At 72.5% G+C, this 12,120-nt stretch carries 11 protein-coding genes; 5 read left to right on the top strand and 6 right to left on the bottom strand.

Translation table 11 applies throughout. The features are described 5' to 3' along the window. Window positions 1-26: 26 nt before the first annotated feature. The 3 genes from ABT137_RS29565 to ABT137_RS29555 form a co-directional block, all read right to left on the bottom strand. Window positions 27-698: a hypothetical protein gene (locus ABT137_RS29565; RefSeq protein WP_351714157.1), complete on the bottom strand. Its 672-nt coding sequence runs from the start codon at window positions 696-698 to the stop codon at window positions 27-29. Beyond that, a complete protein-coding gene (locus ABT137_RS29560) occupies window positions 686-1,225 on the bottom strand; it encodes a SigE family RNA polymerase sigma factor (protein WP_294009562.1) in 540 nt (179 codons plus the stop codon). Before ABT137_RS29560 ends, ABT137_RS29565 begins: the two co-directional genes overlap by 13 nt. A 267-nt stretch (window positions 1,226-1,492) precedes the next feature. After that, complete coding sequence (locus tag ABT137_RS29555; RefSeq protein WP_351714156.1) at window positions 1,493-2,368, bottom strand: HhH-GPD family protein; 876 nt, start codon at window positions 2,366-2,368, stop codon at window positions 1,493-1,495. Window positions 2,369-2,570: 202 nt separating this feature from the next. On the opposite strand from ABT137_RS29555, the gene ABT137_RS29550 reads away from it, so the two are divergent. Continuing rightward, window positions 2,571-3,431: a hypothetical protein gene (locus ABT137_RS29550; protein WP_351714155.1), complete on the top strand. Its 861-nt coding sequence runs from the start codon at window positions 2,571-2,573 to the stop codon at window positions 3,429-3,431. A gap of 117 nt (window positions 3,432-3,548) precedes the next feature. On the opposite strand, the gene disA is transcribed toward ABT137_RS29550, so the two are convergent. Next, the gene (gene disA, locus ABT137_RS29545; RefSeq protein WP_351714154.1) at window positions 3,549-4,673 is read right to left on the bottom strand and encodes a DNA integrity scanning diadenylate cyclase DisA; all 1,125 of its coding nucleotides are present in this window, start codon (window positions 4,671-4,673) and stop codon (window positions 3,549-3,551) included. Between the two features lie 80 nt (window positions 4,674-4,753). Next, window positions 4,754-6,163 (bottom strand): DNA repair protein RadA, encoded by a 1,410-nt coding sequence (gene radA / locus ABT137_RS29540; protein ID WP_351714153.1) that lies wholly within the window; start codon window positions 6,161-6,163, stop codon window positions 4,754-4,756. Between the two features lie 207 nt (window positions 6,164-6,370). On the opposite strand from radA, the gene ABT137_RS29535 reads away from it, so the two are divergent. Then, complete coding sequence (locus ABT137_RS29535) at window positions 6,371-8,074, top strand: BACON domain-containing protein (protein ID WP_351714152.1); 1,704 nt, start codon at window positions 6,371-6,373, stop codon at window positions 8,072-8,074. 461 nt (window positions 8,075-8,535) lie between these two features. On the opposite strand, the gene ABT137_RS29530 is transcribed toward ABT137_RS29535, so the two are convergent. Beyond that, window positions 8,536-9,393, bottom strand: coding sequence for a DUF3109 family protein (locus tag ABT137_RS29530; RefSeq protein WP_351714151.1), 858 nt, complete (start codon window positions 9,391-9,393; stop codon window positions 8,536-8,538). Between the two features lie 80 nt (window positions 9,394-9,473). Between ABT137_RS29530 and ABT137_RS29525 the strand changes: the two genes are divergently transcribed. The 3 genes from ABT137_RS29525 (at window position 9,474) to ABT137_RS29515 (ending at window position 12,081) form a co-directional block, all read left to right on the top strand. Continuing rightward, window positions 9,474-10,406 carry a Ppx/GppA family phosphatase gene (locus tag ABT137_RS29525; RefSeq protein ID WP_351714150.1) on the top strand — a complete coding sequence of 311 codons (933 nt, stop codon included), beginning with the start codon at window positions 9,474-9,476 and terminating at the stop codon, window positions 10,404-10,406. A 152-nt stretch (window positions 10,407-10,558) separates the two neighbouring features. After that, window positions 10,559-11,389, top strand: coding sequence for a sugar phosphate isomerase/epimerase family protein (locus ABT137_RS29520; protein WP_351496963.1), 831 nt, complete (start codon window positions 10,559-10,561; stop codon window positions 11,387-11,389). Beyond that, window positions 11,386-12,081, top strand: a complete 696-nt coding sequence (locus tag ABT137_RS29515; RefSeq protein WP_351714149.1) for a TetR/AcrR family transcriptional regulator — start codon at window positions 11,386-11,388, stop codon at window positions 12,079-12,081. The genes ABT137_RS29520 and ABT137_RS29515 overlap by 4 nt, the downstream gene beginning before the upstream one ends. Window positions 12,082-12,120 lie beyond the last annotated feature (39 nt).

Here is a 12,120-nt window from a genome sequence, read left to right as displayed (position 1 = left end):
CGGCGGGTTCAGTTGGTTCAGCTGGTTCAGTTGGCCGGGGAGGGCTCCGGCGTGACGTCGTCGCCGCTGCCGGCCGCGTTGCCGTAGTCGGTGTGGTGGAAGTCCTCCTGGACGAAACGTCCCGCGGACCAGCCGTAGGTGATCACGTTCTCGCCCGAGGGGCTCGACACCGGGTCGCCCTTCTCGTACACCTGCTTGGTCACGCTCAGGTCGCCCCGGTCTATCTCCGCGTAGACCGGAGACTCCTCCGCCTTGAAGACGTTCTTGTACGCGCCACTCTCCCTGCGGTACACGTACGCCCCGATCCCGACCGCGTCCCCGCAGGTCAGGACGTTCACGACGATGTCCTCGACCGGGCCGCCGGTCAGATCGCCGTACGTCACGTCGACGGGGTACTCGTCGCCCGAGCACGGCTTCAGGTCCCGCTTCACCGTGGCCGAGACCGCCGGGTCGGCCTTCACCAGGGCGACCGCGTCGACCTTCTCGTACGTCTGTGACGGGTTGGGCGAGGGGGCCTTGGCGGCCGGGGCGGGCGCGACCGAGCCGGCGTGCGCCGGGCCCTCGTCACGGGCTCCGGTGCCGCCGGTGCCGCAGGCCGCGGCGAAAAGGGCGAGGGCGGCGAGCACGGCCGTCGCCGTGATCACCGCCTGTGCACTCGCCGGGCCCCTGCTGGACCCCGTGCCGGTCAGGCCGCGCAACGCTCCTGCTCCTCACGCTCCAGCGCGCGTGCGTCGAGGTCGCGTGACTCCAGCTCCTCGCGGAGCCGGGCGAGCGCCCGGTGCAGCGTGCTCTTGACCGTTCCGGCCGACATGCCGAGGGCGGCGGCCGTCTCCTCCGTGGACATCTGCTCCCAGTGTCGCAGCACCACGACACTGCGCTGCTTCGGAGCCAGCACCTTCATGATGTCCATGAGGAGAGCGCGGTCCGCGTGCTGCTCGGTGGAGTCCTCCACGCAGGCGTCGGGCAGCTGCTCGGTCGGGACCTCCTCCAGCTTCCGGGCCCGCCACCACTCGGTCCGCGTGTTGATCATGACCCGGCGCAGGTAGGCGTCCGCGAGCTTCTTGTCCTCGATGGTCTCCCAGCGGCCGTACGTCCGGACCAGCGCCGTCTGCAGCAGGTCCTGGGCGTCCGTCGGGTCCGGGACCAGCCGGCGGGCGCTGCGCAGCAGCGCGTCCTGTCGAGTGCGGACGTACTCCTCGAATTCGAGCACCTCGCCCTGCGCCATGATCAACCGCCTCCCGATCCCCGTATTCCCCGGCCCTGTGCCTGAGTTCCTGCCGTCCCGCGGTCCTGGCGGGCACAGAAACGAAGCTACGGACCCGTTGTCACGGGGCTGTGCGGAGCAGCCTGCGGGTAGCAATCGGCTGTCCGTCGGTTGTGTAACGGAAGTAGGTGCGGGGTAAGCGGGTGCGGTTGTATGCCCGACTATGGATTGATTTGCCGTGAGGGTGGAGCCGTAACAGAGCCCTGTCTCCTGTGATGTGGCTGTACGTCAGCTCAGCGGAAGCCGGTACAGACCGCCCGCGAGCGGCTCCACCAGGCCGTCCGAGACCAGCCCGTCCAGCGCGCGGGCCCGCTGCACCGGCTCGTGCCACACCCGGTCGAGCGCCGTCTGTGCCACCGGGGCGTGCGCCTCCCGCAGGACGGCGAGCAGCTTGCCGCGCACCTGCCGGTCGGTACCGGCGTACGTCTGCCCGCGCCGCGGCGGCCCCTCGTGCTCCGGCTTGCCGGCCAGCCGCCAGGCACACTCCCCGGCGATCGGACACCGCTGGCACGTCTCGTTCTTCGCCGTGCAGACCAGCGCGCCCAGCTCCATCGAGGCGGCGGCCCAGCGGGCGGCGGTCTTGTCGTCCGAGGGCAGCAGTTCGCGGGCGAGCTTGCGCTCGGCGGCGGTGGTGGCGTTCGGCGGGTACTGCACACCGGTCACCGCCCGCGCGAACACCCGCCGCACATTGGTGTCGAGCACGGCGTGCCGCTGCCCGTACGCGAACGAGGCCACGGCCGCGGCGGTGTACTCGCCGATGCCCGGCAGCGCGAGCAGCTGCCCGTGATCCGTCGGTACGTCCCCGCCGTGCCGTTCCGTTATGGCGACGGCGGCGCCGTGCAGCCGCAGGGCGCGGCGCGGGTAGCCGAGCCGGCCCCAGGCGCGGACCGCCTCGCCGGGCGCCTCCGCGGCGAGGTCGGCGGGGCGCGGCCAGCGGGCCAGCCACTGCTCGTACACGGGCAGCACTCGGCTCACCGGGGTCTGCTGCAGCATGAACTCGCTGACCATCACACCCCACGGGCCCGCCTCCGGGCGGCGCCAGGGGAGGTCACGGGCGTGGGCGTCGAACCAGGCGATCACAGGGGTGTGCAGCTTCTCAGTCATGGCCCTTCCGATCCTGCCACGTCCGGCGACGGGTGGGGTGGACGTGGTTCACGGCGGGGGCGCGGCGGGGCCGGGGTTGACGCCACCTGCCGCGAAGGGCGGCCGTGCCGACGGGAGTTGCCGGAATGATGATCCGGAAAAGTTGAGGTTTGGGCGGCGGGTGGGGCGAGGAACTGCACGGATCTCTCGTACAGTTTGCGCCGTGGGATCTCTGCGCAATCCGGTCGGGCCGCTTCCCTCCTCCATCTACTGGCGACGGAGGGTCTTCATGCTGTCGGCGCTCGTCGTCCTGGCGCTGCTGATCGCGTGGATCGTGACGTCGAGCGGCGGGGGCGGCAAGAAGAACGCCGGCGGGTCGGACGGCAAGAATCCCGTGTCCACGATCACGCCGGGGCCGTCCGGCAGCGGGCCGGCGATCAGCCAGGCACCGGGTGGCCGGGACGGGTCGAGCGGGGGCGGTTCGGGGGGCGGTTCCGGTTCGAGTTCCGGGTCGAGCTCCGGTTCCGGTGCCGACGGCGGGAGTTCGGCGGGCTCGGGCGGCGACACGTCGGCCGGCGCGGGCGGTTCCGCGGGCTCGTCGGGTTCCACGTCCGGCTCGGGGGACGACGTGACGTCGGGTTCCGGCGGTACGGTCGCCTCGCTGCCGGGGACTTCCACGCTGCCCAACTGCACCGCCGGGTCGGTGGCGTTGACGCTGCGGAGCCTGCACAACTCGTACTCGCCGGAGCAGGCGCCGACCTTCGAGCTCACCGCGAAGAACGCGTCGTCCAGCGACTGCAAGATCGACCTCGGGCCGAAGAACGCGGTGCTGACCATCACGCAGGCCAGTGCGGACGACACCTACTGGTCGTCGGCGGACTGCCCGAAGGCGGCGGGGAGCCGGTGGTACCGGGTGCCGTCCGGGAGCAGCATCACGTACACCCTGAAGTGGGACCGCAAGCCGAGCGCCGCCCAGTGCGCGACGCCTCCTGCGGGGTCGGCCGGGACGGGCACGTATCTGCTGGAGGCGACGGCACCGGGGTACGCCAAGGCCCAGGCGTCTTTCGTGCTGGCGGCGGACTAGCGCCCCGTAGGGGCGCTGGGGGTACCCCCGGCCGAAGGCTGGGGGAGGAACTGCGCGAGCAACCCCCACCCACCCGCAGCCGCCGGACAGCGCAGCAGCCCGAGCTAATCGGCGAAATCAGACATACCGCTCAAGAATCGAAGACTCCGCCAGCCGGGACAGCCCCTCCCGGACGCTTCGGGCGCGAGCCTCGCCCACTCCGTCCACCGTCTGCAGGTCGTCGACGCTCGCAGCGAGCAGCTTCTGCAGGCCCCCGAAGTGCTCCACCAGCCGGTCGATGATCGCCCCCGGCAGCCGCGGCACCTTCGCCAGCAGCCGGAAGCCGCGCGGCGACACCGCCGAGTCCAGGGCCTCCGGCGAACCCGTGTACCCCAACGCCCGCGCCACCGTCGGCAGTTCGAGCAGCTCCGCATGGCTCAGGGCGTCCAGCTCGGACAGCGCCTCGTCCACCGTGCGGGAGCGTTTTGCCGTCGGCTCGGGGACGTAGTCCCGGACCACCAGCTCGCGCTCGGGCTCCACCCCGGCGATCAGCTCGTCCAGCTGGAGGGCGAGCAGCCGCCCGTCGGTGCCCAGCTCGACCACGTACTCGGCGATCTCCGTGGCGATGCGGCGGACCATCTCAAGACGCTGGGCGACCGCCGACACGTCGCGGACCGTCACCAGGTCCTCGATCTCCAGCGCCGACAACGTTCCCGCGACCTCGTCCAGGCGGAGCTTGTACCGCTCCAGGGTCGCCAGCGCCTGGTTCGCGCGGGAGAGGATCGCCGCCGAGTCCTCCAGGACACGGCGCTGCCCCTCTACGTACAGCGCGATCAGCCGCATCGACTGGGAGACCGAGACCACCGGGAACCCGACCTGCTTGGAGACGCGGTCCGCCGTGCGGTGCCGGGTGCCCGTCTCCTCCGTGGGGATCGTCGCGTCCGGAACGAACTGCACACCCGCCCGGAGGATCTTCGACAGGTCGGAGGAGATCACGATGCCGCCGTCGAGCTTGCACAGCTCGCGCAGCCGCGTCGCCGTGAACTCGACATCCAGGACGAAACCGCCCGTGCACATCGATTCGACCGTCTTGTCGAAGCCGAGGACGATGAGTCCGCCCGTGTTGCCGCGGAGGACCCGCTCCAGGCCGTCGCGCATGGACGTGCCCGGAGCCACGGCGCTCAGCGAGGCGCGCATCAGGCCATCGGAACCGGCACTCCCACCGGACTTTCCGGGAGCTCCTGCCCGGTCGTTGGCTGCCACTGCACTCCTCCGGTCGCAGGTTCTGAGGCGCTGCCGTCCCCGCACTCGGTTCGTACGGACGGGCGAGACCAGGGCAAAGTCTACCGGCGCTCCTCCGCCTCCCGTGGGGCCTCTCGGCGACGGGAGCGCGGCAGCACCCGCAGCGCGTCCCCCATGTCGGCGACTTCCAGGACCTTCATGCCCGCCGGGATCTTGCCGGGATCGCCCGGTACGAGCGCGTGCGTGAAGCCGAGCCGGTGCGCCTCCGCGAGCCTGCGCTGGACCCCGGTGACCCGTCTGACCTCGCCCGCGAGGCCGACCTCCCCGATGGCGACCAGGTTCTTCGGGAGCGGGGTGTCGCTGGCGGCGGAGGCCAGGGCGAGGGCGATGGCCAGGTCCGCGGCGGGCTCGGAGAGCTTCACCCCGCCGACGGTCGCGGAGTAGATGTCCCGCTTGCCGAGTGCGCTGATCCGGCCGCGCTGCTCCAGGACGGCCAGCATCATCGAGACCCGGGAGGTCTCCAGGCCGGAGGTGGTCCGGCGCGGGGAGGGGATCTGCGAGTCCACCGTCAGCGCCTGGACCTCGGCCACCAGCGGGCGGCGGCCCTCCAGGGTGACGGTCAGGCAGGTGCCCGGGACCGGCTCGGCACGTCGTGTCAGGAAGAGTCCGCTCGGGTCGGCGAGGCCCGTGATGCCCTCGTCGTGCAGTTCGAAGCAGCCGACCTCGTCCGTGGTGCCGTAGCGGTTCTTGACGCCCCGGACCAGGCGCAGGCGCGCGTGCCGGTCGCCCTCGAAGTGCAGGACGACGTCCACCAGGTGTTCGAGGAGCCGCGGTCCTGCGATCGCGCCGTCCTTGGTGACATGGCCCACGAGGAGCGTGGACATGCCCCGCTCCTTCGATGCGCGGATGAGGGCGCCGGCCACCTCGCGCACCTGGGCCATGCCGCCCGGGGCGCCGTCGATCTCCGGGGAGGCGACCGTCTGCACGGAGTCCAGGATCAGCAGCGACGGCTTCACCGCGTCCAAGTGGCCGAGGACGGCGGCCAGATCGGTCTCGGCGGCGAGATAGAGGTGGTCGTCGATGGCGCCGATGCGGTCGGCGCGCAGCCGGACCTGGCTCGCCGACTCCTCGCCGGTGACATAGAGCGTGCGGTGCTCGTCGCTGGCCGCCTTGGCCGCGACGTCGAGCAGGAGGGTGGACTTGCCGACCCCGGGCTCGCCGGCGAGCAGCACCACCGCGCCGGGCACCAGGCCGCCGCCGAGGACCCGGTCCAGTTCAGGGACGCCGGTGGTGCGGGCGGTGGCCTGACGGCCGTCGACCTGGCCGATCGGCACCGCGGAGGTGGTGACCCGGCCGGGTGCCGTCGTACGGACCGCGGGCGCGCCGTACTCCTCGACCGTCCCCCACGCCTGGCACTCGGCACACCGGCCGAGCCACTTGGCCGTCTGCCAGCCGCACTCGGTGCAGCGGTAGGACGGACGGTCCTTCGAGGTCTTGGTACGGGCAGCCATGCGGAAACCGTAGCCCCCGCCACCGACAGTGGGTCCACGGTGGCCCGCGTGACAGGTGTGGGTGGACCGGCCCAGGCCACCCCGGGACGGGAATGAGCCGCGGTAGAACAGGTTCCTGTCCCCGATTGAGGGATCGTTTCACCCGTACGGATTAAAAGAGCTCAAGCCGCAAGATGGGGCCATCCGGCGCCGCCTACGGTCGCACGGGTGATGAGCATCAGTCCGGAGACCTCGCCCCGCATGACCGGCGCACACCGGGCGCACCGGGAGGCGCGCACGGCGCGTGACCGCGCGGCGGCGCGTGCGCTGGCGCAGCGGCCGCCGGCCCGCTACGAGCCGTACCTGGACGGGCTGTTCACCTACTGCCTCTCGGTGCTGTGCGACCACGACGCGGCCACCGCCGCCCTCGGGGACGTCCTCGCCCTCGCCGATCGGCGCGGCCAGCGCGTCCCGGAGGCCGCCGGGGACCGCAGGGCCTGGCTGTACGCGCTGGCCCGCTGGGCCTGTCTGCGCGGGCTCGCCCAGGCCAAGCAGAAACGTCAGGCCACCCACGCGGCGGGCCGGCACCTCGCCCCCGACCCCGTGGTCGTGGCCCCCGCCGACACCCAGGAGCAGCGGCGCCGCGAACTCGCCCTGCTCGCCTGGCCGGAAGCCGCCGGCACCACCCCCGAGCAGCGCGAGGCGCTCGAACTCGCCGTACGCCACCACCTGGCCGCCCACGAGGTCGCCGCCGTCCTCGGCATGGACCTGGCCGGCGCCCGGGAGCTGCTCGCCTCCGCCGCCTGCGAGGTCGAACGCACCCGCGCGGCCCTCGCCGTCGTCGAGACCGGCGGCTGCCCGAGCGTGTCCCACCTCACCGGCGACAGCCAGCTGGTCCTCAGCAGCGCCCTGCGCCGCGAACTGGTCCGGCACGTCGACGACTGTCCGCGCTGCCGCCGTACCGCCGAGCGCGCGGCCCCCGGCCGGTGGCCCGGCGCGATGACCACGCCCGCCGAGCTGCCCGTCCTGGAGGCGCCCCGCGCCGCCCTGCACGTGGCCATGGCGCACCAGCCACGCGCGCGTGGCGCCGCCGCCCCGCGCTTCGACCGGCGCGGCTTCCCGATGGACCCCAAGGACCGCGCGGCCCGCCGCGACCGCCTACGCGCGCGTGCCGTCACGACGACCGTCGTCGCCACGGTGGTGGCCGCGCCGGTGCTGGCCCTGTGGGCGGCCTACCGGGGCTCGCCGGCGGGGGAGGGCCACGACGGGCCGTCCGCGACCGCGCGGGAGGCCGCAGGACCCGACGCGCTCGACGGCGACGCGGGCGGGGGCTACGAGAACGCCGGCAACGCCAGCACCAGACCCGGGCCGCGCATCGGCAAGGACGGCAAGGCCGACGTGTCGGTGGAGGTGATCAGCGTCACGGGAGCCGACCGGAAGAGAGCCGGTGCGGGGCACCTCGCCGTGACCGCCGCGAACGACGGCGACACGACCCTGATCACGCTCGCGGCGTCCGGGGACGCGGCGGTGCGGTGGTCGGTGTCCACCTCGGCGGGCTGGCTGTACTTCTCCCGGCCGTCGGGAACGCTCCGGCCGGGCGAGTCGTTCACGATCAAGGTGTACGTCGATCATCTGCGGGAGCCGGCCGGGCACTGGAGCGCGCGGGTGGCGGTGGCGCCGGCGGGCACGGTGGTGTCGATCGACGGATACGGGATGGCTCCGCCGACGCGCGGGGGGCCGAAACCGCCCCCTGCGGGGCGGCCGACGCCGACACCGACGGCATCCGACCCGACCCAGCCGACACCGCCGGTCACCGATCCGCCGACCTCGGCTTCGCCCACACCGACGCCCACGGAGTCGGATACCCCAGGTCCCACGGGGTCGGCTTCGCCGACGGACCCCGGCAGCGAGAGTCCACCACCGACTCCGTGAGTGCCGGGGGGCCTACTTCGGACTCTGTGAGTGTTGCGGGGCCTACTTCGGACTCGGCGAGTGCCGGGGGTCCGCTACGGACTCGGCGAGTGCCGGGGGCCCGCTCCGGATTCCGCGAGCACAGAGGGCCCACGACCGACTCCGTGAGCACCTTCACCGGCCGCCCTCTTTCCGCCGGCCGTTCCCTCCGCCGGTCTCTTGCCTCCGCCGGTCTCTTGCCTCTGCGGGTCTCTTGCCTCTGCCGGTCTCTTGATTCCGTTGCTTCCGCCGGTTTCCTCTTTCCGCCGCGACGGCGCTCGGCCACGACGGTGGAATTCGGCGGTGCCGGGCTCGGCGCCACCCGCCGTTGCCGGTGCGGTGCGTCGGCGGGTGCGGCGGCGTCGTGGCTGGTCGCGCAGTTCCTCCCCCAGCCTTCGGCCGGGGGTACCCCCAGCGCCCCTTTCGGGGCGCTGCAGTGGGCGCTACCCGACCGGATCCGCCGGATGCGGCGCCAGCAGCGGGAGCTGGGAAGCGAGGCGTTCCTCGCACAGCTCCGCCAGGCGGTCGTAGCCGGCCTTGCCCATCAGTTCGGTCAGTTCCGCCCGGTAGGAGACGTACACCGGGTCGCCCGCGCCGTGTGCCGAGGTCGCCGAGGTGCACCACCAGTGCAGGTCGTGGCCGCCCGGGCCCCAGCCCCTGCGGTCGTACTCGCCGATCGAGACCTGGAGGACCCGGGTGTCGTCGGGGCGGTCGATCCAGTCGTACGTCCGGCGGATCGGGAGCTGCCAGCAGACGTCCGGCTTGGTCTCCAGCGGCTCGCGGCCCTCCCGCAGCGCCAGGATGTGCAGCGAGCAGCCCGCGCCGCCCGCGAAACCGGGCCGGTTCTGGAAGATGCACGAGCCGTTGAACGGGCGGGTCTGACGGGAGCCCTCGTCGTCCTCCGAGACCCAGCCGTCGCGGGTGCCCTCGTCGTGGTGCTGCCAGATCTCCGGCGTGAGCCTCGCCACATGACCGGCGACCCGCTTCTCGTCGTCCTCGTCGGAGAAGTGCGCGCCCAGCGTGCAGCAGCCGTCGTCCGCGCGGCCCGCCTGGATGCCCTGGCAGCCGCTGCCGAAGATGCAGTTCCAGCGAGAGGTCAGCCAGGTCAGATCACAGCGGAACACCTGCTCGTCGTCCGCCGGATCCGGGAACTCCACCCACGCGCGCGCGAAGTCCAGACCCTTCTCGTCCGCCGCGAGGGGCGTCTTCGGGGTCTTCGACTGCTTCGGTGGCTTAGCCCGCGAAGAACCGTCGGCTGATTTGGCGGCCTTGTGGTCCTTCGTCTTTTTCGTCTTTGGCACGCGTCCAGGGTAAGTCGCCGAAGGCCGCTCCGGGGACTGCTCAGGGCCCGCCGTCAGCAGTGTTCCGTACAGTTCCGTACATGAGACTCGGTGTCCTCGACGTGGGATCTAACACGGTGCATCTGCTGGTGGTGGATGCGCACCCCGGCGCGCGCCCGCTGCCGGCGCACTCGCACAAGGCGGAGTTGCGCCTTGCCCAACTTCTCGACGGCAACGGGGCGATCGGCCCCGACGGGGTCGAGAAACTGGTCGGTGTCGTCAAGGACGCCCTGCAGGCCGCGGAGGACAAGGGCGTCGAGGACCTGCTGCCGTTCGCCACCTCCGCCGTGCGCGAGGCCAGCAACGCCGACGACGTCCTCGCGCGCGTGAAGGCCGACACCGGTGTCGAGCTCCAGGTTCTCACCGGCGCCGAGGAGGCCCGGCTGACCTTCCTCGCGGTCCGCCGCTGGTTCGGCTGGTCCGCCGGAAAGCTGCTGGTCCTGGACATCGGCGGCGGCTCTCTCGAGATCGCCTACGGCATCGACGAGGAGCCCGACACGGCCGTCTCGCTGCCGCTTGGCGCCGGCCGGCTCACTGCCGGCTGGCTCCCCGACGATCCGCCGTCCTCCGACGACATACGGGCGCTGCGCCGCCACGTACGCGCCGAGATCGCCCGTACGGTCGGCGAGTTCAGCCGCTTCGGCGCCCCCGACCACGTGGTCGCCACGTCCAAGACCTTCAAGCAGCTGGCCCGCATCGCCGGCGCGGCCCGCTCCGCCGACGGCCTCTACGTCCAGCGCGAACTCAAGCGGGGCCCGCTGCAGACCTGGGTCCCGAGACTGGCGGCCATGACCACGGCCCAGCGCTCCGCACTCCCGGGAGTCTCGGAGGGACGGTCGGGCCAGCTGGTGGCGGGCGCGCTGGTGGCGGAGGCGGCGATGGACCTCCTGGAGGTGGAGACCGTGGAGGTGTGCCCGTGGGCCCTGAGGGAGGGCGTGATCCTGCGTCGCCTTGATCACATGGGTTCCGCGTAGCGCCCCTTCAGGGGCGCGGGGCTGTATCGATATGCGGCTCCGCCGCGCGGGCGCGATCAACCAAAACGGCGCCGCACCGCCAACGCGACCCCGGTCACAACGGCGAGCAGGCGCCCCCTGCCCACCCGTCCCCACCCCGTAACCTGTCCCTCGTGGCAAACCCAAGGGACGTCGTCCGCATCCCGGATGCGAAGGTCGCGCTCTCCACGGCCTCCGTCTACCCGGAGTCGACGGCGACGGCCTTCGAGATCGCCGCACGCCTCGGTTACGACGGCGTCGAGGTCATGGTGTGGACCGATCCGGTCAGCCAGGACATCGAGGCCCTGCGCCGGCTGAGCGACTACCACCGCATCCCGATCCTCGCCGTCCACGCGCCCTGTCTGCTGATCACCCAGCGGGTCTGGTCCACCGACCCCTGGGTGAAGCTCCAGCGGGCCCGGGCGGCCGCGGAGAAGCTGGGCGCGAGCACGGTCGTCGTCCACCCCCCGTTCCGCTGGCAGCGCCAGTACGCCCGCGACTTCGTCGAGGGGATCTGGCGCATGGCGAACGAGACGGATGTGCGGTTCGCGGTGGAGAACATGTACCCGTGGCGCTACCGCGACCGCGAGATGCTCGCGTACGCCCCCGACTGGGACGTCACCAAGGACGACTACCGGCACTTCACGATCGACCTCAGCCATGCCGCGACGTCCCGTGTCGACGCGCTCGCCATGCTCGACCGTATGGGCGGCCGGCTCGGCCACGTCCACCTCGCCGACGGCCGCGGCTCCGCCAAGGACGAGCACCTGGTGCCGGGGCGCGGCACCCAGCCCTGCGCCGAGCTGCTGGAGCGGCTCGCGGTCACCGGCTTCGACGGGCATGTCGTCATCGAGGTCAACACCCGGCGCGCGATGTCCGGCGCGGAACGCGAGGCCGACCTCGCGGAGGCCCTGGCCTTCACCCGGCTGCATCTGGCCTCGGCGGTGAAGGTGCCCCGCCGATGACCCGCACCGAAAGCGGCGGCACCGGGAACGCCGGCTCGGGGAACGCCGGCTCGGGGAACGGCGGCTCGGGGAACGGCGGCTCGGGGAACGGCGGCACCGGTGTCCGCCGCCGCGGCCGCCCCCCGCGTACCGAGTCGGCCGACACCCGGGACCGTATCCTCGTCACCGCCCGCGAGGAGTTCTCCGAACACGGCTACGAGAAGACGTCCGTACGTGCCATCGCCAAGGCCGCCGGGGTCGACTCCGCCCTGGTCCACCACTACTTCGGCACCAAGGAACAGATCTTCGAGGCCGCCATCTCGGTCGCCTTCGCCCCCGCGCTCAACGCGCCCGTCGCCGTCGCCGACGGCCCGCTGGAGGGCGTCGGCGAGCGGCTGACCCGGTTCATCTTCGGCATCTGGGAGAACCCCACCACCCGTACGCCCCTCCTCGCGATCGTCCGCTCCGCCGTCAACAACGACACGGCCGCCGCCGTCTTCCGCCGCCTGATCGCCGCCCAGCTGCTGCGCCGGCTCGCGGAGCAGCTGGACCACCCCGACGGGGAGCTGCGCGCCGAGCTGGCCGCGGCGCAACTGGTGGGGTGCGCGATGCTGCGCTACGTGATCAAGGTGGAGCCGCTGGCGTCCGCGGACCTGGAGCAGATCGTGAGCAGGGTCGCCCCGGTGGTGCAGGGGCATCTGACCGGGCCGTGAGCCCGGCCGTGCGAGACACCCGTCCCGCATTCCGGACAC

The organism is Streptomyces sp. NPDC001980, from assembly GCF_040296885.1.
In the GTDB taxonomy this organism is placed as follows: Bacteria; Actinomycetota; Actinomycetes; order Streptomycetales; family Streptomycetaceae; genus Streptomyces.
Note: the sequence above shows the minus strand (reverse complement) of the source record. Positions and strands in the feature narration are given on the sequence as shown.

Excerpts from the sequence above, each read along its gene's own strand:
- ABT137_RS29560 (WP_294009562.1), bottom strand. The coding sequence starts at position 1,225 with ATGGCGCAGGGCGAGGTGCTCGAATTCGAGGAGTACGTCCGCACTCGA.
- ABT137_RS29525 (WP_351714150.1), top strand. The coding sequence starts at position 9,474 with ATGAGACTCGGTGTCCTCGACGTGGGATCTAACACGGTGCATCTGCTG.
- radA (WP_351714153.1), bottom strand. The coding sequence starts at position 6,163 with ATGGCTGCCCGTACCAAGACCTCGAAGGACCGTCCGTCCTACCGCTGC.
- ABT137_RS29555 (WP_351714156.1), bottom strand. The coding sequence starts at position 2,368 with ATGACTGAGAAGCTGCACACCCCTGTGATCGCCTGGTTCGACGCCCAC.
- ABT137_RS29515 (WP_351714149.1), top strand. The coding sequence starts at position 11,386 with ATGACCCGCACCGAAAGCGGCGGCACCGGGAACGCCGGCTCGGGGAAC.